This is a genomic window from Streptomyces sp. NPDC002054 (genome assembly GCF_040296685.1).
GTDB lineage: Bacteria > Actinomycetota > Actinomycetes > Streptomycetales > Streptomycetaceae > Streptomyces.
Window position 1 is genome coordinate 69,041 of record NZ_JBEOXT010000017.1, and the last position, 19,897, is coordinate 88,937.

Sequence of the window (19,897 nt, forward strand, 5' to 3'; positions counted from 1 at the left end):
CCGCGGGGCCCGGCCCCGGCCGGTGACCCGGCCGGGGGCGGACGCCGCGGGCGTGCCGTCAGGAGACGGTGATGAACCGGGCGATGCTCGGCACCCCCTGGGCATCCAGAGCGAAGAGCATGTAGGTACCCGGCAGGACCACGCCCTTGTCGGCCGGGATGGACACCGTGTACGTGCCGGTCCCTGCGGCCGTGGATACCAGCGGGACCCGCCGCTGGTCGTTGTCCGTGGAGTGGGTCGCAGCCGCGGCCCGCATCAGGACGAAGGAGGCCACCGACCCCTCGGTGCCGACGGTGAGCGAGGTGCCGGCGGCGGCCTGCGGCGGCACGCCGCCGGTGATGACGGGACGCGGCTTGGCCGAGCCGTCCGCGTTGAGCAGGTACGGCGGCGTGAACACGGCCCCGTCGGCGTGGTTGGTGGCGCAATCTCCGCACAGGCCACCGCCGCCCGAGAAGATCCGCCCGTCGGGCAGCAGGTTCGCCACGCTGTGGTAATTGCGCGGGATGGCCATGGTGGCGAGCGGGGTGAAGCTTCCGGTCGCCGGGTCCCACAGCTCGGGGGTCAGCACGGACGTGGCGTCGCTGAACGGCACAGGGTACGCCTGCCCGCCGAACACGGCGACCTTGCCGTCGGGCAGGACGACGCTGTTGCCGAAGGCGCGGGCGTTGCCCATGTCGCCCGTGCACGCGGCCTGGACCTGGTTGCCGTCGATGCTCACGGTGTACGCGCGCCGGGTGGCGGGCGTCTTCTCGTACGCGGGCGAGCCGCCCAGAGTGAGCAGCTTGCCGATGTCGTACGCGACGGCGTTGCCGGTCATGGCGTCCTGGCTGTCGGCCCGGGTGCCGGCGGAGGTGATGCTCCCGTTCCCACCGGTCGTGATCCAGTTCATCTGCTTGCTCGGGCCCAGCTGGAGCACCTTGCCGCCCGAGGCGGCGTGCAGCCACATGTGGTTGTCGGCGCGGTAGGCGCCTGCCGGGTCGGCCGTCAGCGCCGTGGCGGCGGGGACGCCGGGGAGCGTGCGCCAGGTGCGGGTGTCCGGGGACCAGACCTCGCCGGCTTTGTCGCCCGTGGCTCCGCTCCAGGATCCGCCGAGTACGAAGGCCTCGCCGGTGGAGAGCAGGGTCATGGCCTGGTAGCCGCGGGCGATGTTCATGCTGGTGGTCTCGGACCAGGCATCGGTGGCCGGGTCGTAGATGCTCGCCTTCTCCGCGTTGCTGCCGCCGGTGACCAGGACCCGGCCGTCGGCGAGCATCGCTATGCCCGGGCAGAACATGTCGTGGCCGGTGTTGTCGATGCGGCGCTGGGTGACCTTGCCCGTCGCCACGTCCAGGATCGCGGTCTGGGTGTAGCCGTTGCTGCCGCCGAAGCGGTCGATCGCGTACGCCGACCAGGCCAGGAGTTTGCCGCCCGGCAGGACGGCGGTGGCCACCGGCACCAGGGGAAAGCCGGTGATCCGGCCCCATGAGCCGTGGGCGGCGGGGTTGGCCGGTCCGCTCAGGCGTATCTCGGCGGCGGAGGTCCAGGGCCCGCGGTTGCCGGCCTCGCCGGTCACGGTCAGGCGTATGTAGCGGGCGTTCTCGGTGCGGGTGAAGGTGGCGGTCTTGACGGTGTCGTCATCGCGCCAGGTGCCCGCGGAGACCGGTGCGCCGAAGGTGGTGCCGTCGGTGCTGGTGGTGATGGTGTACGCGCCTGCGCGCCCGTTGGGGCCGTCGTTGCGGGGCTGGTAGACCAGGGCGGAGACGGCCGTCGTGCGGTGCATGTCGACGGTGATGCTGTGCGGCAGCGGGGCCGGGGTCCCGGACCACCTGCTGTGCCAGATGGTGGCGGCGTCGCCGTCGAGAACGTTGGCCGCACGGCCGTTCTCCCCGGCGGTCTCCTCGTCGCCGGCCGTGGCCGTCCATCCGGTCCGGGGCAGGTCGACGGTGGCGGCCGGGGTTCCGGGGTCGCCGAGCAGGTTGAGCTCCGCGGCGGAGGTCCACGGGCCGCGGTTGCCGGCCTCGGTGACGGCGGTGAGCCGGACGAACCGGGCGCCCTGCGGGGCGAATCCGAGGCTCTTGGCGCCGGCATCGTCCGCGAGGGTGCCGGTGGCGACCGGACTGCCCCAGTTCTGGCCGTCGGCGCTCACGCTGATGCTGTACTCACCGACGCGCCCGTTGGCCCCGTTGGTGCGGGGCTGGTAGATGAGCGCCGAGACCACCGCCGTGCGGTGCATGTCGATGGTGATGCTGTGCGGCAGCGGGGCGGGGGTTCCCGTCCACTTGCTGTGCCAGATGGTGGCCGTGTTGCCGTCGAGGACGTTGGCAGCACGGCCGTTCTCCCCGGCGGTCTCCTCGTCGCTCGCCGTGGCGGTCCATCCGGTCCGGTCGAGGACGGGGGCCGTCGGCTCCATGGCGTTCGCCGGGGCCACGCCGTGGTGCGGCGACTGCTTCGCCGTCTGCTGGTCGAAGGGCAAGGGCGCCGACCGGGATATCGGGCCGTGGCCGCCCAGCCCCTGGCTCGCCACGCCGAGCCAGGGGGTGACCCCGACGAGCAGCGAGCCGAGGGCGAAGGCGATGAGCAGAGGGGAGCGGCGTAACGCTCGGGCAAGGGCGCGGATGCGTCTGGGCTGCAATCGGACCTCCTGGACGGACCGTGAAACGGGAACCGGAAACCGTGAACCGCTGCGAGCCCCTAGAACATAGGCCAGAACAGATCAACTCGCCCGCACAAAGGAGGAGTTGGCGCAAACCGGCGCGCGCCGCCGCCGAGCTAGTGCTCGCAGAGGGAGAACTCTCGTTCGTAGAGCTGCTCGTTGTGCTCGTCGACGAAGAACTTGCGTTCCTGCATGAGTTGTTCGCGGAAATCCTTGGCTTGTTCAAGCGTCATGGTCGAGGTGTCGAACGATGGCTGTTGCGGTGGCACATCGGATGTCGAGACGATCTTTTCCGCCGGGTCGACCAGGAAGAACGCAAGAATTTTGCGATGTCCGGGGCGGGTGGGGTCCACGAGGCGGAATGAGTCGACGCGGTGTTGCAAGATGTTCGGGAACGCCAGGCAGCGGCCCGCCGGGGTCGATACCGATCCCAGCATCTGGTTCAGCGCGTCTTCGTCCTCCAGGCCGTAGACCTCACGCACACCGTCGTTGTCGTTCTGTTCGTAGGCCGGGTCGTCGAGTGCCGCCCGGAAGCCCAGCCGGCTTTCGGTGATGTTCTCGCTGTCCCAGTAGTAGATGCCGGTCGAGACGATCCGCTCGTTCAGCATCCCCTCGACATGCCAGGAACCGCCGGGGTACTCGGGCTTGTCCGGGGTGAGATGAACGGTGGCAAGCTTGACGATGACCTGAAGGCGGCGGCCCCGCAGGTCGACTCGGGCGGATGCATCGGGCAACTCGGGCGGGGTGAAGGCCGGGGCGTCCGGGATGACCGGGTGGCGGTTCTCCCACCAGTCGTCCTGGGCCTTTTCCCATGCACGGACGGCCTCTGCGTAGGCCGCATCATCACTGTAGGAAGACTTGTCCGGATACTCCGGCTCCGAGTCGTACCACCCGTAAGGATCGGCCGCGATCCGCAGGGGCCGCGGATGGCGCAGATCGGTGAGTACGTTCTCCAGCAGCGGGCGCATACGCGCGAACAGGTCCGGCAGGACGGAGGCCAGTTCGTGATGAGTCTCGGGGTGGACATTGTTCACGTACGAACGGAAGGCGACATCGCCGTCGTCGCTGACGTCGACGTCCGTGGGCAGCCACTGGAACTTCTCCGAGAACTCGTACTTCGAGTAGCGGTCCGTCGGGTTCTGCCAAGCCCGCTCCGGTGCGCCGCTCACCTCTCTCACCAGGCAGAACAGTGAGGGATGAACCAGATCCAGCACCTGGCCGTCGGATCCGGGATGCCAGTCCTGCTCTGCTTCGGGGACATCTTCCAGAACCCGAACCGCCTCGCGCAGCCGGGATCCGAGCCGGTCGTCGACCAGTGTGTCCGACTGCCACACCCCGTCGACGGCGGACACCTCGATGCCGGTTCGCCCGTCCCGCAGCGCGGCGTAATGCGCGAGTTCGGCGAGCACGTAACGAACCTGCGCTTCGGTGAGGCCCTGGGCTAGCGCTTCCTGCGTCCACCTGGCGACGATGCCGGCATCGTTCATCTTGTCGAACCAGCCCGGCTTCGCCCGAATGTGCGAGCTGCACTGCATCATCTGAAGTTCCCGCAGCGTTCGGGGCGTCGCGAACGATATGGAACGGGAAGTTTGAAAGGGCAGCGGGAAGTCAGGCAGGCCGGTCAATTCTCTTGGTCCTCCGAGTCGGTGTGCGGTGGCCGGAAGGATAGCTCGGCAGACTGACACCACAGCCGTGGCCCCTGTCAGCGCTGGTCCCGGACGCACCCGTGCCGGACGCCGAAGTCACGACGAGAACTCGCCACAAGGGGCGTGGCGAGCTGACAGATCCTCATGAACGTTGGAGCCTTGCAGTCGAGAACCATGTACCTTCCAACGATTCACTCGTTCCTGATCTGTTGAACGAGAAGGGGGACTCTTGTTCCGCCGATTAATCTCCGCAGTGGCGGTGATGGCCGGGTTGACGGCGTCGCTTGTCGTGCCGGCCGCCGCCACCGACTTCCCTCCGGCCACCACGCCCCTGATCACCTGGAACATGCAGGGGGCCGACAACAAGGCACAGAGCGGCAGCAAATGGACCACGGTCCAGCGGCTGGCGTTGCAGGTGCCGATCCTGATGCTTCAGGAGGTCGGCCCGCACCCGCCTGACAACAGCGACGCACAGCCCGACCAGACCTTCACCACGACCGACAGCCAGGGCGGCACGCATCAGTTCACCGTGCTGCACCGGACCTGGATCGTGGACAGCGGTTACCGCAGCACCATCCCGACCCGTGAGGTCTACTTCCTGCAGACCGCCGACGACGCGACCAACCCGCGCCGGATCGGCGGCCGGGTCAACAACGCGCTCGTCCTGACCGAGGCGCCCGACGAGTTGATCGTCGTCGGCAACCCCATCGACGCCGGCCGGAACGCACTCGGTGCGCGGTTCGGCAACGAGTGGTACTTCACCGTGCACGGCCTGTCCGGCGGTGGCGGCGACTCCGGGACGCTGCTGGACGCCATCGACGACGAGATCGAGCGCCTCGGTAACCAGCGTGGCGTCACCTACAACGCGACGGTCGGTGGCGACTTCAACGTCGAACCGGAGGTCCTCGAGGAGCGGACGAGCTTCCCGCCGACCATGCGGATCCACGGCTCGGGGCAGGCGACCCACCAGGAAGGTGGTGAGCTGGACTACTTCGTCACCACCCACTTCGACCACGCGCTGACGGTCTCGGTCCGGCCCGAGGGTAACTCCGACCACCGGCCGACCCAGTCCGGCCGGCTCAACGCGGGCGGCACCAGCCCGCCGCCCGTTCCCAGCCCGTCGCCCGGCGCGATCGACGAACTCCGGGTGATGCCGACCGGTGACGGGATCACGGCCGGTGTACACAGCACCGACGACGGTGGCTTCCGGGACTACCTGAAGGCCATCCTGGGCGGCCTGACCACCATTGCAGTGGTCGGTGGCACCGTGGCCGAGCTCGTCTTCAAACGCACGGACTTCGTCGGTGAGCTGAAGAACGGCAAGCGGGGCGACCCCGACCACATGGGGTTCGACGGCAAGGGCATCGACGCCATCAAGGCCGAGTCGATCCCCGCGCTGCGGACACTGCGGCCGAACATGATGACCCTGGTCGCGGGCACGGCCGACCTGGCCGGCGGTGCCGACGGTGCGGCGACGGCCGGGAAGATGCGGAACTTCCTGGACGATATCCACCGGGCCTCGCCGACGACCACGGTCCTGCTCGGGACCCTGCCGCCGTCGACGAACCCGACCTACCAGGCCCGGATCGACGCCTACAACAGCGAGCTCCGCACGATCGCCTACGCCAAGATCAAGGGCGGCGCACGGCTGGTGCTGGTCGACCTGGGGGCGGTCACCCCGCAGGACATCACCCACGAGATCTACCCGACCGACGCCGGCCACCGGAAGATCGCGGACGCCTTCGCCGAAGGCGCTCGGATCGCGGTCCTGCAGCGCATGATCAGCGGTCGCTCGTATGTCTGGGAGCCGATCGGCAAGATCCGGGACGCCGCCCCGGCCGGCTCGAAGATCGCGTTCCCCGACCTGAACGGCGACGGCAAGGCCGACTACGCGGTGGTCGGTACGGACGGCAAGGTCACCGGCTGGCGCAACGACGATCCGCGCAGGACCGCGGTCTCGCTGGGCGACATCAGCCCGGCCGACCGCGGGACCGACCCGGACCGGGTCTACTTCGCCGACCTGGACGCTGACGGCAAGGACGACTACATCCGGATCCTGATGCCCCCCGACTCGCCGACCGGCATCCCCGCGATGCGGATGTCGCGGAACACCAGCAGCGGCGGCAAGATCAGTTGGGACAGCCCGACGATCGTCGCGAACAACCTCATCTACGAGCCGGAGCTGTACTTCACCGACATCGACGGTGACGGCCGCGACGACCTGATCACGCTGGACCGGATGAGCTTCCCGACCGCCTGGCAGAACAAGGGCAAGGGAATGCCGACTCCGGGCGGCTGGGAGAAGGTCGAGGGTTTCGGCACTCCGGGGGAGGCGCGCGGCGCACAGGTCGCCTTCGCCGACATCACCGGTGACGGCAAGGCCGACACGGTCCGGGTCGAGTTCACCACCGGTGAGGTCCGGGCCTGGCAGAACACCGGCGCTCCGTGGAGCGTCACCAAGGGCTGGAAGTCGCTGGGCGTGATCCGCGCCGACGATCCGTTCCAGGGCACCGTCGGGACCTTCGCCGACCTGGACGGCGACGGGATCGAGGACTTCGCCATGATCCGCTCCGGTACGACGGCGAAGACCGCCGTCAAGGCGGCCGTGGCGAGTGGCGCCGGTGACATCGAGGGCTGGCTGGTGCCGAGCTACGGCGATGGCAGCCGCAGCGACGGCGGTGCCGGTGATCTCGGTGTCAACGGTGGTGCCGGTGACCCGATGGAGTCGCACCCCGGTGGCGACGACGGCGGCTCGCGGCCGGGTGCGTCCGGCGACTGCCGGCCGGACGGTCTGGCAGCCACGCCGGGCGTGGCGACGCCGTACTGCAAGGTCTACCAGAGTGACGGCCGGGAATGGCTCGGTCAGGGCCGGGACCGCCGGGTCGTGGGCTACTTCAACGGTGGTCGCACGGGCGCCGACGGCACGCCGCACTACCTGGTGAAGAACATCCCGTGGTCGAAGGTGACCCACCTCAACTACGCGTTCGCGTCGGTGGAGAACAACCAGATCAAGGTCGACTCGAACGCCACCCAGAAGGAGTGGCCCGGCGAGGTCGGCGCCGAGATGGATCCCTCGCTGCCCTACAGGGGGCACTTCAACCTGCTGACGAAGTACAAACGCCTGCACCCGCGGGTGAAGACGCTGATCTCGGTCGGTGGCTGGGCCGGTTCCGGTGGCTTCTACGCGATGACCACCAACGCCGACGGCTCGGTCAACCAGGGCGGCATCGACACGTTCTCGCGCTCGGTCGTGGACTTCCTGCGGACCTACGGGTTCGACGGCGTCGACATCGACTTCGAGTACCCCACGGTCCTCGAGGACACCGGCAATCCCACCGACTGGGCGGTATCGAACCCGCGTCGCAAGGGTCTGCCCACGACGTACGCCGCGTTGATGAAGACGCTGCGGGACTCGCTGAACCGGGCTTCGGTCGCGGACAACACGTACTACCTGCTCACCTCGGCGTCGTCGGCCTCCGGCTACCTGGCCCGCGGGATGGCGAACCAGACCGCGCTGGACCACCAGGACTTCACCAACCTGATGGCCTACGACTACCACGGCACCTGGAACGACGTCGTGGGTCCGAACGCGGCACTGTTCGACGACGGCAAGGACCCGGAACTGTCCGATCAGTACGCCACTCCGGAGTACGGGAAGATCGGGTACTTCAACACCGATTGGGCCATGAAGTACATGCGTGGCGCGATGCAGGCCGGGCGCGTCAACATCGGTGTGCCCTACTACACGCGCGGCTGGCAGAACGTCACCGGCGGTACGAACGGTCTGTGGGGCGTGTCGCGGAAGCCGAGCGGCTGCGAGCCCGGAACGGGCATCAAGCGACCGTGTGGTGACGGTGCCTTCGGCATCGACAACATCTGGCACGACGAGACCAACAACGGCAGCGAGCTCGGCTCCGGGACGAACCCGCTGTGGCACACCAAGAACCTGGAGAAGAACATCACGCCGGTTTACGCACGCAGCGTCGGGCTGAAGCCGGAGACCGACGTCACCGACCGGCGCACGGGCCAGTACACCCGGTACTGGGACGACACCACGAAGACGTCGTGGCTGTGGAACGCCGAGAAGAAGGTATTCCTGTCGACCGAGGACGAGCAGGGCATCGACGCGGTCACCGATCTGGTCAAGTCGACCGGTGCGGGCGGCGTGATGATGTGGGAGCTCGGCGGCGACTACTCCTGCCCGGCGGACGTCCAGCCGGACACCCCGTGCGGGATGGGGTACACGCTGACCACCCGACTGAACGAGAAGCTGGGCAATATCGGTGCCTATGACAACAATCTGCGCACCGGCAGCAGTGGGGTCACGCCGACGGTGACCGCCAACCTGAGCGTCGAGATGGTCAACTACCCGACCGCCACGGCGAACCTGTGGCCATTGCAGCCGACCGTCCGGATCACCAACAACACCGGGCGCACCCTCGGCGGTGGCAAGGACACCAAGCTGTCGTTCGACATTCCGGCCTCGACGTCACCGCTGGTCAAGGACGCCAACTGGCAGACTGGTGCGCAGGGTGGCCAGTGGAAGCTGGAGCCCGGTACGACGTTCCACCGGGTCAGCACGACACTGGACTACTGCCAGATCATCCCGGCCGGGAAGTCGCTCGACTTGCCGATCATCTATTTCCTCCCGATCACCGGTCCGGTGAACACGAGCCTGTCGATCGGCGGTACGGCGTACGCGCCGGTGAACGACAACCTCAAGGGACTCGGTACGGCGACCCCGCCGGCCGGTGGCTGCAGCGCCGGGAACTGGGATGCGACCAAGATCTACTCCCCGGCCAGCCAGCCGATCGAGCAGACCACGGTCAAGTACAACGGCAAGGTCTGGAAGGCCAAGTGGGAGACGAAGGGCAGCGCCCCGGGCACCGGGGCCGACGCCGACCACGAGCCCTGGAAACTGATCGGCAACGCCGGCTGACCGTTCTCAGCCACGGCCCGCCGGGAACCTGCCGGAGCGGCTGCGCTCGCAGACCACCGCGCCGCGCACCTTGACCCCGTCAAGGTGCGCGGCTGGTCCCCAACGGGTCCCCCAAAACGAGTCAGAGGCCGTTTCAGATTGCTCTGAAACGGCCTCTGACCTGCGACTCTTTCAAGTCGGGACGACAGGATTTGAACCTGCGACCCCTTGACCCCCAGTCAAGTGCGCTACCAAGCTGCGCCACGTCCCGATGCGCCTCTGACCTGGGGTTTCCCCTGGCTGAACGCGCATGAGAACAATACCGCACTTCACGGGGTGATTGCGCGCGGCTTTCCGGCCGAGGGCAGGGTGCGCTCGGGCCGCGGGCGCAGGGGGCCGCTCAGCCGGTCGGGCCCATGTCCGGGTGGGCCGCCGCCAGGATCGCCCGGAGCTCCGCGCGGTCGTCCAGGGCCGGCACCGACAGCCGCCCCTCACCAGCCGCCGCCGTCCTCCCGCCGGTGGATCCGGTCGACCAGTTCGGCGGCGAGCGCCTTGATCGTGGCCAGGCCCTCCGTACCCCACCGCCGCGGCACCGTGTCCACCGCGCACACCGTCCCCAGCACGATGCCCCGCCGGTCGGTCAGCGGTGCGCCCAGGTAGGAGCGCACCCCGCTCTCGTCCACCACCGCGTTCCCTGCGAACCGCGCGAAGTCCCGTACGTCCTCCAGGACCAGGGCCCGCCGCCGCGCCACCACGTACGGGCAGTAGCCGTGGTCGCGCGCCAGCACCCGGGCCGGGTAGCCGCGGGGCGGCGTGTCCGGGCCGTGGTGCAGGCCGGCGAAGAACTGCCGTTCCTCCCCGATGAAGTTGACCCCGCCGTACGGCGCTCCCGCGGTCTGGGCGACCCGGCGTGCGAAGGCGTCGAGTTCGGCGTCGGACCGCTCCCCCAGGCCCAGTTCCCGCAGCCGCAGGACCCGGGACGGTGCCTCCCGGTCCACCGGGGTGAGCAGCAGATGTCCGGTCGACTCGTAGTACGTCATGCTTCCCGTTCCCCCTGGGTCGTGGCCGTGGACAGCAGATGGTGGACGAGGGCCGCGAGGGTGCCCGTACCGGAACCGGTGAGCCGTGCGTCGCACCGGACGACCGGCACACCCGGCGCCAGACCGACCGCCCCGCGCACCTCCTCGGCGGAGTAGCGGTGCCCGCCGTCGAACTCGTTGACCGCGACGACGAAGCCGATGCCGCGCCGTTCGAAGAAGTCGACCGCCGGGAAGCAGTCGGCCAGCCGCCGGGTGTCGGCCAGGACCACCGCCCCCAGCGCGCCCGCGCACAGCTCCTCCCACAGGAACCAGAAACGCTGCTGCCCGGGCGTGCCGAAGAGGTACAGGACATGGCGGTCGTCGAGGGTGATCCGACCGAAGTCCAGGGCCACCGTGGTGGTGGTCTTGGCCTCGACCCCGTCGAGAGGGTCGTCCGCCGCGCCGAATCCGCTGAGCAGTTCCTCCGTACACAGCGGTTCGATTTCGCTGACCGCGCCCACGAAAGTTGTCTTGCCCGCTCCGAACCCGCCCGCGACCAGGATCTTCAGGGTCGCGGGGAGGGTGTCAGAGTCTTCTGCGCAAGCCATCGAGCACCGCTCTCAGCAGGGACTGGTCATCGGCCGGTCTGTCCGGGAAGTGCGGGGCCCGGGCGGTCACCGCACCGGCCTGCACCAGGTCCGACAGCAGTACCTTGGCCACCACGGCGGGCAGCCTCAGCTGGGCGGCCACCTCGGCGACGGTGACGGTCGAGGAGCCCGCGCAGAGCCGGAGAGCGAGGGTGTGGTCGGCGCCCAGCGGCGGCCGGGGCCGTACGCCGGTCGCGGTGACCAGGGACAGCAGGTCGAGGGCCACCGCCGCGCGGGTCCGGCCGCCGCTGGCCGTGTACGGACGCATCACCCGGCCCGCGGTGTCGTCGAGCCAGGGCGTGTCCCGGCGGGCGGCGCCGGACGGGCGGGTCCTCATCGTCCGGGGGTGGCGGCCGGGCGTCGGGGCGGCGCTGCCAGGTAGGGGCGGACGCTCTTGACGAGCATGGCCATCTCGTAGCCGAGCACGCCGGCATCGGCCTCGCGGTCGGCGAGCACCGCCAGGCAGGTGCCGGAGCCGGCGGCCGAGACGAAGACGAGCGCGGAGTCCAGCTCGACCACGACCTGCCGGACCTCGGCCCCGTCGGCGAACCGGGCGCCGGCGCTGCGGCCGAGCGAGTAGAGGCCGGAGGCCAGCGCCGCCATGTGGTCGGCGCTGTCCGCGTCGAGCCCGTGCACGCAGGTGACCAGGCCGTCGGCGGTGAGCAGGACGGCGCTGCGGGTGTACGGGACGCGCTGGACCAGGCCGCTCAGCAGCCAGTCCAGATCCGACAGCCGGGTGGCCGGTAGGGCCGCGTGCTCTGTGGTCGCTTCGACGGTCATGGGAGGCGCTCCTCGCTCGGTGGGCTCGGTGGGCTCGGTGTGGTCGGTGCGGTCGGTGGGGTCGGTGTGGTCGGTGGGGTCAGGACGGGTTCTCGGACTGGGCGAGACCGAAGCCCCGCTGGAAGGCGGCCATGAGTCCGGGGTCGTGCACGGGCTCGGCCTCGCCGGGGACCGCGGCGGCCCGGGGCGCGGGCGGCCGGCGGAGTTCCGGCGCGAGGTGGGCCTGCGCCCGGCGCTGCGGCAGCGGCGGCCGGCCGGCCGGGGACTCCTCCGCCGCCTCTGGCCGCGTCGGGGCAGGTACCCGAATGGGGAACCGCACCGTCGGACCGCCACCGGGCTCCCCGCCGCCGTCGCCGTTGCCGTCGCCATTGCCGTCGCGCGGGCCGGGGTCCGGCCGGACGGCCGGCGAGTCCGGCCCGGCGGGCGCGTGGTCCGCGGCGCCGGTCCCAGGGGCGAAAACGGCCCCCGGGACCGGTGGCGGACCGGACACCGGTACCGGGAGCAGCGGCGGCAGCGGGGCGGCAACCGGCCGGCAAGTGCTCGGGACGGCCTCGGCGGCCTCCGCCCCCAGAAGTTCCTGTGGCAGGACCAGGACGGCCAGCACGCCGCCGTAGATGTTGGACTTGAGCTCGACCGCGATGCCGTGTCGCCGGGCCAGCGCCGAGACCACGAACAGGCCGATCCGGCCGTCCGCCAGCAGGTGTCTGACGTTGATCTGGTCCGGGTCGTTTAGTAGAGCGTTCATCCGGTGCTGTTCCTCCGGCGGCATGCCCAGCCCGCGGTCCTCCACCTCGACCGCGATCCCGGCCGTCACCCGCTCCGCCCGCAGCGTCACATCGGTGTCGGGAGCGGAGAACACCGTGGCGTTCTCGACGAGTTCGGCCAGCAGGTGCACCACGTCCGCGACGGCGTGTCCGCGGACCGTGCCGCCCGCCGGGGGCACCACCTTCACCCGGGTGTACTGCTCCACCTCGGCGACCGAGGACCGCAGCACCTCGCTCAGGTCGATCGGCCGGGTCCACTGCCGCCGGGACGCGGCCCCGCCGAGGACCGCCAGGTTCTCCGCGTGCCGCCGGATCCGGGTGGCCAGGTGGTCGACGTGGAACAGTTCCTTGAGCAGGTCCGGGTCCTCGACCGTGTCCTCGAGCTCGTCCAGCAGGGAGATCTCCCGGTGCACCAGCGACTGGAGCCGGCGGGCGAGGTTGACGAAGACCTCCACCCGGTGATCGCCGCCGGGCGGCCGGGCCTCCGGTCCGGCCAGCCGGACCAGGGTGGCCTGGGCGTGGTCCCGGGCGCCGCGCAACTCCTGGGCCAGCAGCCAGAATTCGTCCGTGGCGGCGGCTGCCCCGCCGGGCGGGCGGCCGGTTCCCGCCCGGGCAGGCCGGTCAGGGGTCTCGCCGTGCTCGAGAAGCTCAGCGGTCACCCGCAGCTCCTGCCGGCCCCGGCTGCTGGACCGGCGCAGTGCCTCGCAGCGGTCGCGTACGGTCTCGGCGGCGCGCTGGGCCCCGAGCAGCGCGGCGGCGAGCGCGCCGGCCACCAGCAGCCCGCAGCCGGCCAGCACCGGCCAGAGCCGGGGGTCCCTCTCGCCGGCGCCGCCGCCCAGCTGGAGGGTGAAGATCACGGCGGCGGCGCCGCTGAACCCGGCGGCCAGGGTGGGGAGCAGGGCGGCCCGCAGGACTTGAGGCCGTATCTGCCGCCCCGGCCCGGCGACGGTGTGGCGTGACGAGGTGTGGCGGGCGGCGGCTCGGAGTCCGGACATCGGCGTCCTCGGTACGTGGGGCCGGACCCGGCGCGGTTCCGGGACCCGGTGTTGATCACCGAGTACCCACGCTAGTCCGCATGCTCCCGCCCCCGGCGGCCAGTTGGGGAACTTCACCGGGGTGCTTCCCGCTCCCGAAGGAGCGCTCGTACGACAGCCCGATTGCGCCCCGCGCCCCCGGACGGGCTGGCCGGCCCGGGCGTGCTCAGCCCTGATCGGGCATGATCGGTTCACCGGGCGGGCGGGCCGCCCTCCCCGGGTCCGAGTGTTCCTACCGCTGGAGTTCCCTCACATGTCCCAGATCACGGTCCGCGCCGCCCGGCCGGAGGATTTCGCCCAGTGGCGCCCGCTGTACCGCGGCTACGCCGATTTCTACCGGGTGGAGCAGACCGAGGCCGCCGCCGCACTGGTGTGGTCGTGGGTGACCGACCCCGGTCACGAGGTGAACGCCCTGGTGGCCGAGAATGCCGCGGGCCGCCTCGTCGGCCTGGCCCACTACCGTCCCTTCGCACGGCCGCTCTCCGCGACCGTCGGCTGCTACCTCGACGACCTGTTCGTGGCGCCGGAGCACCGCGGTACGGGCGCCTCCGATCTGCTTCTCGCCGCGCTGCGCGAGATCGCCGCCGAGCGGGGCTGGAGCGTGGTCCGGTGGATCACGGCCGAGGACAACTACCGGGCCCGGTCGAAGTACGACCAGGTGGCCACCCGGACCGGATGGGTCACCTACGACATGGCTCCCGGACGCTGACCCCGCCCCCGCGGCCAGTACCCCCTTGCGGTGTTACCGTCGCGCCATGTCCAAGACCGAAATCGACGCGCTGACCGCCGAGTTCTTCGGCGCCTTCGACAACCGCGGCGGCAAGCCCGCCGACTTGGCCCGGATCCGCCGGCTGGTCATCCCGGGGGGTGTGATCGTCAAGACCGGCCCGGAGTTCACCGTCTATACGGTGGACGAGTTCATCGAGCCCCGCCGGCAGCTGCTCGGCGGGGGCCGGCTGGTCGAGTTCGCCGAGTGGGAGACCTCGGAGCGGACCGAGATCGCGGGCGACATCGCCTCCCGGTTCGGCGAGTACCGCAAGTCGGGGATCCTGGACGGCGAGCCGTTCGAGGGCGGCGGAACCAAGACCGTCCAGTTCGTCCGCACCCCGGAGGGCTGGCGAATCGCGGCATTCTCCTGGTCCGACCGGCCCTGAGCCAGCTGCCCCCCCAAGGCACCCTCAAATCGAGGCGGCCCTCCCGTACGGTCCCGGGGGCCGGCCGTCAGGAACCGACGGCCTCCGATTCCTCGCGGGTCACGGCCGGCCGCGGGACCTCCCGCGGCGCCGGGGCGGACTCCGCACGGACGGGCAGCGGCCGGTCCGGAAGCTCGGCCGCGCCGGGCTCGAAGGGCAGCCCGGACACCGGCAGCCCGCGCACCGGCCACGGCGGCAGCCGCCAGGCTGCCCTCCCCGGGCTCGTCCCACGGGTGCGGGGCCAGGTTGAAGGTGCCCCAGCGGATCGGCAGCATCACTCCGTGCGGGATCCCGCCCTGGAGGTCGAGGTGGGCGCGCATGCCCTCCTCCGGGGTCATGTGGATGTCCGGTGACAACATGTACAAGCACGTCACCAAGAAGAAGAGGAAAGGCGGCTCGATCCGCGCCAGCGACACGATCCGCTGCGCCTCGAAGACGAAGGAGCCGTGCGGCGGGCGGGGCCTTCCCTGGCGGTGAGGGCGTGTACGCGGCTCTCGCCGACACGGTGCTCGACCAGATCGGGGACTACGAGGTCGTTCGCCGGCAGTACAGCCGCGGTGCGTATGCCGTCGGCCCCGACCAGGAAGTCCCCTGCGGCGGTGGTGCCGTTGGCGAGCGTGGCCTGCACGGTGCCGTCCGGCACGTCACGCCAGCCGGTGACCGCGGCGCCCGTCAGCGGCCTGGGCGCGCAGGACGGGCGTCACCCCTGCGCTCCGACAAGAACAATTGGACCAGCTCCGGGCAACCTCAACGAAAGCATGAAATATCGGCCCGAAAAGGTGTTCCAAGAGGCACGGGAAGAAGATGGGCTGGGCTGGGCGCTCAGGCCTCCGGGACGAGGAATTGGTGGGCCGCCGCAGGGTTGTGCGCAGTTGGCGCTGGGTCGCGCGGTAAACCTCGGCCCCTACACCGATCCGAGCGATCCCCGACTGGGGGCGGCGGGTTGACTCCCGCGCGTGCGGGACGGACCCGCTGGACGCCATGACGGCGTCCGGGTTGAGGCGGCAGGCCAGCGCGGCAGCCCCTGCCACCCTCCGACCGCCACCGGCCGCCGGAGTCGGAACGATCAGTACGTCCGCTGCCTCCACCTGGCGAGCGGCAACCTCGGCCGGTGTCGGAGGAGTGGCGGAGCCCATGCCCTCCCACAGGGCAACGGCTCGGTACGCACACCCGATGTCCGTCAGGAAGGAATCGGGGTCGACGCCGACCAGTACCGGCGAGAGGTCATAGTGGTCGGGACACCGTACTCACCGCGGTCCGCGGCTGCCGCAACTCCGCCAGGAACGGCTGGACATCCAGCTCCGGAGGCAAAGCGAGGGTGACGTGAGGCCGCCCCGTCGCCCGCCGGATGGCCAGCAGGTCCTGACGCAGGGTCACCACCGGATAGCCCGAATCCCGGCCATGGAGCGACACCGAGAGCACCACCGTCGGCGAGCAGACACGCAGTGGCTGATCCACCACCATTCCTCGAACATACGGGGGGTGTTGCCGGCCACCACGCCCAACAGGCCCTTGGGCATTCGGCTTTCCCATCAGTCGGTACGGGCGAGCGGCACGCGGGCCCACATCCCGCCGGAGATGTGGGCCCAAGCGCGCTCCCAGGAAATACGGGTACTACCAGGAGGACTTGGTGACTCCGGGCAGGAATCCGGCGTGCGCCTGCTCACGCATCCGGACCCGCGAGAGCCCGAACTTCCGCAGGTGTCCGCGGGGCCGACCGTCCACGCTGTCCCGGTTGCGCACCCGGGTGGCGCTGGCGTTGCGGGGCTGCCTGCGCAGTTCCGCCAGCGCCGCACTCCGTTCGGCCTCCGTCGACGACGGCCGCCGCAGGACGTCCTTCAGCTCGGCCCGCCTCGCGGCGTACCGCTCGACGATCGCCTTGCGCTTCTCGTTCTGAGCGATCTTGCTCTTCTTGGCCATCAGACCTTCACCCCCCGGGCCCGGATCCGGGCCACCGCGGCCTCGACCCCGATCAGATCGACGGTCTTGATCGCCTTCGCGCTGAGGGTCAGCCGGACATGGCGTCCCTCGCTCGGCAGCCAGTAGCGCTTGCGCTGGATGTTGGGATCGAAGCGGCGGGAGGTGCGCCGGTGCGAGTGGGAGATGTTGTTGCCGAAGCCCGGCCGGGCGCCGGTCAGCTGGCAGTGCGCGGACAAGATGCTACCTGCCCCTCTCTGGACGGGAGTGGTTATTGGAAATGATTTCCATTCCCGTATAGTAGCGGCATGGCACGCAACGAAGTACGCCCGATCATCAAGCTCCGCTCCACCGCGGGGACCGGCTACACCTACGTCACCCGCAAGAACCGGCGGAACGCCCCCGACCGCATGGTGCTGCGCAAGTTCGATCCGGTGGTGCGCCGGCACGTCGACTTCCGCGAAGAGCGCTGAACCCGCACACCACCCCGAAGGACACCGTCATGAAGCCCGGAATCCACCCCGCCTACGGCCCCGTCGTCTTCCGCGACAAGGCCGCCGACTTCGCCTTCCTCACCCGCTCGACCGCCACCAGTAACAAGACGGTGGAGTGGGAGGACGGCAACACCTACCCCGTCATCGACGTGGAGATCTCCTCGCAGAGCCACCCCTTCTACACCGGCACCGCCCGCGTCCTGGACACCGCCGGCCGCGTCGAGCGCTTCCAGCGCCGCTACGGGAGCAAGGCGTGACCCTGCCCGTCGTCATCGTTGGCGGGCTCCACTCCGACGCCCGCAAGGACGTCGTGGAGAGGCTGCTGCACGCCGTCCCCGGCAGCGTCGCCCTCCACCACGACCTGGCCACGGCGGCAGCGCAGGGCACCGTGCAGCGTGTGGTGCGCGACGCCTCGGGCGAGCTGTCCCGGGGCGAGACGCCCCTCGTCAACGACTGCGCCTGCTGCGCGCTACGCGAAGACCTGGTCCCCGAGCTGGAACAACTGGCCGGGAGCGGCCTGACCCGACTGGCCGTCGTCGAGCTGTGGGATTCCGTTGAGCCCAAGGCAATGGCCGAGGTGGTCGCCGCGCACGGCGCCGGCGCACTCGACCTCACCGGTGTGATCACGGCGGTGGACCCAGCGCTCGTCCTGCCGTACCTCGTCAACGGCGACGACCTCGCCGACGCGGGCCTCGCGGCAGCCGCCACAGACCAGCGCACCGTCGGAGACACCTGGGCGCGGCAGCTCGAGTACGCCCCCGTACTCGCCCTCGTCGACAGCGGGGAGGCCGACGACGAGGACCGCGTCCTGCTGGCCCAACTCCACCCGACCGCCCGCCGGGTGTCCGCCGGGTCCGGCGAGCTCGCGCAGGCGGCCTTCGCCGGCTTCGACGTGGAAACGGCCGCCGCCGCCCAGCACCCGGCCTGCGCCCTGCTCCCCCAGGAGGCGGAGGAGGCGGGCGTCACCACCTTCGTCTGGCACCGCCACCGTCCCTTCCACCCCGAGCGCCTCTACCAGGCGCTGGAAGACCTCTGCTGCGCCGCCGCCCGCAGCCGCGGCCGGTTCTGGCTCGCCGACCGCCCCGACACCCTGCTGGCCTGGGATGCCGCGGGCGGCGCCCTGTGCGTCGAGAACGCCGGCCCCTGGCTGGCGTCCCTGCCGGACGCCGCCTGGGAACTGGTCCCGCCGATGCGCCGGGCAGCCGCCTCACTGGACTGGCATCCCGAACACGGCGACTGCTGCCAGCACCTGGTCTTCACCTCCCCCGGCCTCGACCGCGACGGCTTGGCACAGCTCCTGGAGTCCTGCCTGCTCACCGACGCCGAGTACGCGGCGGGACCCGAGGGGTGGAAATCCCTTCCCGCCGCCTTCGACTCCCTCCTCGACCCCGTCTCCTGACGATCCGACGACCCCAAGGAACACGCATGGCCCGCCGCTCCACCCCCCACAAGCCGCTCAAGTCCCGTCCCAACCCGCTGGACGCAGCAGGGGTCACCCACATCGACTACAAGGACACCGACCTGCTGCGGAAGTTCATCTCCGACCGCGGCAAGATCCGCAGCCGCCGCGTCACCCGCGTCACGGCCCAGCAGCAGCGACAGCTCGCCGCCGCCATCAAGAACGCCCGTGAGATGGCCCTGCTCCCGTACCGCACCCGATAGACCTCGGCGAAAACCCGCCCTGCAACGACAACACCCCGACTCACCCAGGAGAACCCCATGGCCGTCCCCAAGCGGAAGATGTCCCGCAGCAACACCCGCCACCGCCGCGCCCAGTGGAAGGCCACCACGCCGCAGCTCGTCCCGATCACGGTCGACGGCTCGGTCTACCAGGTGCCCCAGCGCCTGGTGAAGGCGTACGAGCGCGGCCTGCTCCGCCCCGAGGGCTGAGCAGCCGTGACGACGTACGACCGACTGCCCGTGACCGTCCTGTCCGGGTTCCTCGGCGCGGGAAAGACCACCCTGCTCATCGAGTCCAGCGGCATCTCGGAACCCATGCCGGTCGCTGCGACGTTCTCGTTCCCCCGCGACGACGGCGCAACCCTCGGCGATCTGGCCCGCCTCGACACCATGGTCACGGTCGTCGACGCGGCGAACTTCCTGCCGGAGCTCGCGGGTGGCGACGAGCTCGCCGCGCGCGGACTCGCCCCGTACGAGGACGACGAACGCACTGTCAGCGACCTGCTCATGGACCAGATCGAGTTCGCGGATGTCATCGTCCTCAACAAGCTCGACCTGGTCGGACCGAACCAGGCGGCACGCCTGCGCGCCACGCTCACCCGCCTCAACCCCGAGGCCCGGATCGTGCCGGCGGTACGCGGACGAGTGGCGCTCCAGCAGGTGCTGGGTACGGGCCTGTTTGACGTCGAACGGGCCCAGCAGGCCCCCGGCTGGGTCAAGGAGCTCAACGGGGACCACGTGCCGGAAACGGAGGAGTATGGCATCTCCTCCCTCGTCTTCCGCTCCGACCGAGCCTTCCACCCCGGCCGCCTGTGGACCTTCGTCACCAAGGGCCTCGACAGCGGCACCTTCGGCCGGATTCTGCGCTCCAAGGGCTTCTTCCGGCTCGCCAGCCGCCCCCGGGTCACCGGTCTGTGGTCACAGGCCGGCTCGGTGGCCCGTTTCGAACCCTCGGGCGCGCTCGGCCCGGACACCACCCAGGGCCAGGAACTCGTCTTCATCGGCACCGGGCTGCGCCATGACGCCCTCCGGGCAGCCCTCGAAGCCTGCCTGCTCGACCCGGGCGAGCCCGTACCCGCCGAGGACGAATTCCCTGCATGGGAGACGTACGGAATCGACGACGCCTGCGAGCACGAACATCCGCACTCGGTTTCCGAGGCGGCCTGAATCTCC

The 19,897-nt window shown here is 70.4% G+C and carries 20 protein-coding genes, 1 tRNA gene and 1 pseudogene; 10 read left to right on the top strand and 12 right to left on the bottom strand.

Annotated features, from left to right (window positions below):
• Window positions 1–58: 58 nt before the first annotated feature.
• Complete coding sequence (locus ABT123_RS17865) at window positions 59–2,611, bottom strand: galactose oxidase family protein (protein ID WP_351315007.1); 2,553 nt, start codon at window positions 2,609–2,611, stop codon at window positions 59–61.
• Between the two features lie 137 nt (window positions 2,612–2,748).
• Complete coding sequence (locus ABT123_RS17870) at window positions 2,749–4,257, bottom strand: DUF4246 domain-containing protein (RefSeq protein ID WP_351315009.1); 1,509 nt, start codon at window positions 4,255–4,257, stop codon at window positions 2,749–2,751.
• A 250-nt stretch (window positions 4,258–4,507) separates the two neighbouring features.
• Here ABT123_RS17870 and ABT123_RS17875 point away from each other — a divergent pair, with 250 nt between their 5' ends.
• Window positions 4,508–9,217: a glycosyl hydrolase family 18 protein gene (locus ABT123_RS17875; protein WP_351315012.1), complete on the top strand. Its 4,710-nt coding sequence runs from the start codon at window positions 4,508–4,510 to the stop codon at window positions 9,215–9,217.
• A 176-nt stretch (window positions 9,218–9,393) separates the two neighbouring features.
• On the opposite strand, the gene ABT123_RS17880 is transcribed toward ABT123_RS17875, so the two are convergent.
• The 6 genes from ABT123_RS17880 to ABT123_RS17905 all read right to left on the bottom strand — a co-directional run bounded on the left by ABT123_RS17880 (window position 9,394) and on the right by ABT123_RS17905 (window position 13,401).
• A tRNA-Pro gene (locus tag ABT123_RS17880) sits at window positions 9,394–9,467 on the bottom strand.
• 220 nt (window positions 9,468–9,687) lie between these two features.
• Complete coding sequence (locus ABT123_RS17885; RefSeq protein ID WP_351315015.1) at window positions 9,688–10,236, bottom strand: GAF domain-containing protein; 549 nt, start codon at window positions 10,234–10,236, stop codon at window positions 9,688–9,690.
• The gene (locus ABT123_RS17890; RefSeq protein WP_351315018.1) at window positions 10,233–10,823 is read right to left on the bottom strand and encodes a GTP-binding protein; all 591 of its coding nucleotides are present in this window, start codon (window positions 10,821–10,823) and stop codon (window positions 10,233–10,235) included. The genes ABT123_RS17885 and ABT123_RS17890 overlap by 4 nt, the downstream gene beginning before the upstream one ends.
• A complete protein-coding gene (locus ABT123_RS17895; protein WP_351315020.1) occupies window positions 10,801–11,199 on the bottom strand; it encodes a DUF742 domain-containing protein in 399 nt (132 codons plus the stop codon). Before ABT123_RS17895 ends, ABT123_RS17890 begins: the two co-directional genes overlap by 23 nt.
• Complete coding sequence (locus tag ABT123_RS17900; RefSeq protein WP_351315023.1) at window positions 11,196–11,642, bottom strand: roadblock/LC7 domain-containing protein; 447 nt, start codon at window positions 11,640–11,642, stop codon at window positions 11,196–11,198. The genes ABT123_RS17895 and ABT123_RS17900 overlap by 4 nt, the downstream gene beginning before the upstream one ends.
• A 79-nt stretch (window positions 11,643–11,721) precedes the next feature.
• On the bottom strand, window positions 11,722–13,401 hold the full coding sequence (locus ABT123_RS17905) for a sensor histidine kinase (RefSeq protein WP_351315026.1): 1,680 nt from the start codon (window positions 13,399–13,401) through the stop codon (window positions 11,722–11,724).
• Between the two features lie 292 nt (window positions 13,402–13,693).
• Here ABT123_RS17905 and ABT123_RS17910 point away from each other — a divergent pair, with 292 nt between their 5' ends.
• Window positions 13,694–14,149, top strand: coding sequence for a GNAT family N-acetyltransferase (locus tag ABT123_RS17910; RefSeq protein ID WP_351315029.1), 456 nt, complete (start codon window positions 13,694–13,696; stop codon window positions 14,147–14,149).
• A gap of 46 nt (window positions 14,150–14,195) precedes the next feature.
• A complete protein-coding gene (locus ABT123_RS17915; RefSeq protein WP_351315031.1) occupies window positions 14,196–14,594 on the top strand; it encodes a nuclear transport factor 2 family protein in 399 nt (132 codons plus the stop codon).
• A 67-nt stretch (window positions 14,595–14,661) separates the two neighbouring features.
• Here ABT123_RS17915 and ABT123_RS17920 read toward each other — a convergent pair.
• Window positions 14,662–14,983 (bottom strand): annotated as a pseudogene (locus ABT123_RS17920) (MBL fold metallo-hydrolase); the annotation flags it as partial.
• On the opposite strand from ABT123_RS17920, the gene ABT123_RS17925 reads away from it, so the two are divergent.
• Window positions 14,952–15,110 (top strand): hypothetical protein, encoded by a 159-nt coding sequence (locus ABT123_RS17925; protein WP_351315318.1) that lies wholly within the window; start codon window positions 14,952–14,954, stop codon window positions 15,108–15,110. The pseudogene ABT123_RS17920 and the gene ABT123_RS17925 sit on opposite strands and share 32 nt — an antisense overlap.
• A 747-nt stretch (window positions 15,111–15,857) precedes the next feature.
• On the opposite strand, the gene ABT123_RS17930 is transcribed toward ABT123_RS17925, so the two are convergent.
• From ABT123_RS17930 to rpmB, 3 genes are all read right to left on the bottom strand, one after another.
• On the bottom strand, window positions 15,858–16,097 hold the full coding sequence (locus ABT123_RS17930) for a hypothetical protein (protein WP_351315033.1): 240 nt from the start codon (window positions 16,095–16,097) through the stop codon (window positions 15,858–15,860).
• Between the two features lie 150 nt (window positions 16,098–16,247).
• Complete coding sequence (gene rpsN / locus ABT123_RS17935) at window positions 16,248–16,553, bottom strand: 30S ribosomal protein S14 (RefSeq protein WP_351315036.1); 306 nt, start codon at window positions 16,551–16,553, stop codon at window positions 16,248–16,250.
• Window positions 16,553–16,789, bottom strand: coding sequence for a 50S ribosomal protein L28 (gene rpmB / locus ABT123_RS17940; RefSeq protein ID WP_150205857.1), 237 nt, complete (start codon window positions 16,787–16,789; stop codon window positions 16,553–16,555). The genes rpsN and rpmB overlap by 1 nt, the downstream gene beginning before the upstream one ends.
• Window positions 16,790–16,858: 69 nt before the next feature.
• On the opposite strand from rpmB, the gene rpmG reads away from it, so the two are divergent.
• Genes rpmG through ABT123_RS17970 form a run of 6 tightly spaced genes read left to right on the top strand, consistent with a single transcriptional unit; the run spans window position 16,859 to window position 19,891 of the window.
• Complete coding sequence (gene rpmG, locus ABT123_RS17945; RefSeq protein ID WP_351315040.1) at window positions 16,859–17,023, top strand: 50S ribosomal protein L33; 165 nt, start codon at window positions 16,859–16,861, stop codon at window positions 17,021–17,023.
• A gap of 29 nt (window positions 17,024–17,052) precedes the next feature.
• Window positions 17,053–17,301 (top strand): type B 50S ribosomal protein L31, encoded by a 249-nt coding sequence (locus tag ABT123_RS17950; RefSeq protein ID WP_351315043.1) that lies wholly within the window; start codon window positions 17,053–17,055, stop codon window positions 17,299–17,301.
• On the top strand, window positions 17,298–18,443 hold the full coding sequence (locus tag ABT123_RS17955; protein WP_351315045.1) for a CobW family GTP-binding protein: 1,146 nt from the start codon (window positions 17,298–17,300) through the stop codon (window positions 18,441–18,443). The genes ABT123_RS17950 and ABT123_RS17955 overlap by 4 nt, the downstream gene beginning before the upstream one ends.
• A gap of 26 nt (window positions 18,444–18,469) precedes the next feature.
• Window positions 18,470–18,706 carry a 30S ribosomal protein S18 gene (gene rpsR / locus ABT123_RS17960; protein ID WP_351315048.1) on the top strand — a complete coding sequence of 79 codons (237 nt, stop codon included), beginning with the start codon at window positions 18,470–18,472 and terminating at the stop codon, window positions 18,704–18,706.
• A gap of 57 nt (window positions 18,707–18,763) precedes the next feature.
• Window positions 18,764–18,934 carry a 50S ribosomal protein L32 gene (gene rpmF, locus ABT123_RS17965; protein WP_007267665.1) on the top strand — a complete coding sequence of 57 codons (171 nt, stop codon included), beginning with the start codon at window positions 18,764–18,766 and terminating at the stop codon, window positions 18,932–18,934.
• A gap of 6 nt (window positions 18,935–18,940) precedes the next feature.
• Window positions 18,941–19,891 carry a GTP-binding protein gene (locus ABT123_RS17970; protein WP_351315050.1) on the top strand — a complete coding sequence of 317 codons (951 nt, stop codon included), beginning with the start codon at window positions 18,941–18,943 and terminating at the stop codon, window positions 19,889–19,891.
• Window positions 19,892–19,897: the final 6 nt, after the last annotated feature.

Excerpts from the sequence above, each read along its gene's own strand:
- ABT123_RS17885 (WP_351315015.1), bottom strand. The coding sequence starts at position 10,236 with ATGACGTACTACGAGTCGACCGGACATCTGCTGCTCACCCCGGTGGAC.
- ABT123_RS17910 (WP_351315029.1), top strand. The coding sequence starts at position 13,694 with ATGTCCCAGATCACGGTCCGCGCCGCCCGGCCGGAGGATTTCGCCCAG.
- ABT123_RS17900 (WP_351315023.1), bottom strand. The coding sequence starts at position 11,642 with ATGACCGTCGAAGCGACCACAGAGCACGCGGCCCTACCGGCCACCCGG.
- ABT123_RS17890 (WP_351315018.1), bottom strand. The coding sequence starts at position 10,823 with ATGGCTTGCGCAGAAGACTCTGACACCCTCCCCGCGACCCTGAAGATC.
- ABT123_RS17895 (WP_351315020.1), bottom strand. The coding sequence starts at position 11,199 with ATGAGGACCCGCCCGTCCGGCGCCGCCCGCCGGGACACGCCCTGGCTC.
- rpmG (WP_351315040.1), top strand. The coding sequence starts at position 16,859 with ATGGCACGCAACGAAGTACGCCCGATCATCAAGCTCCGCTCCACCGCG.
- ABT123_RS17905 (WP_351315026.1), bottom strand. The coding sequence starts at position 13,401 with ATGTCCGGACTCCGAGCCGCCGCCCGCCACACCTCGTCACGCCACACC.
- ABT123_RS17925 (WP_351315318.1), top strand. The coding sequence starts at position 14,952 with ATGCCCTCCTCCGGGGTCATGTGGATGTCCGGTGACAACATGTACAAG.
- rpsN (WP_351315036.1), bottom strand. The coding sequence starts at position 16,553 with ATGGCCAAGAAGAGCAAGATCGCTCAGAACGAGAAGCGCAAGGCGATC.
- ABT123_RS17915 (WP_351315031.1), top strand. The coding sequence starts at position 14,196 with ATGTCCAAGACCGAAATCGACGCGCTGACCGCCGAGTTCTTCGGCGCC.
- rpmF (WP_007267665.1), top strand. The coding sequence starts at position 18,764 with ATGGCCGTCCCCAAGCGGAAGATGTCCCGCAGCAACACCCGCCACCGC.
- ABT123_RS17950 (WP_351315043.1), top strand. The coding sequence starts at position 17,053 with ATGAAGCCCGGAATCCACCCCGCCTACGGCCCCGTCGTCTTCCGCGAC.
- ABT123_RS17930 (WP_351315033.1), bottom strand. The coding sequence starts at position 16,097 with ATGGTGGTGGATCAGCCACTGCGTGTCTGCTCGCCGACGGTGGTGCTC.
- rpsR (WP_351315048.1), top strand. The coding sequence starts at position 18,470 with ATGGCCCGCCGCTCCACCCCCCACAAGCCGCTCAAGTCCCGTCCCAAC.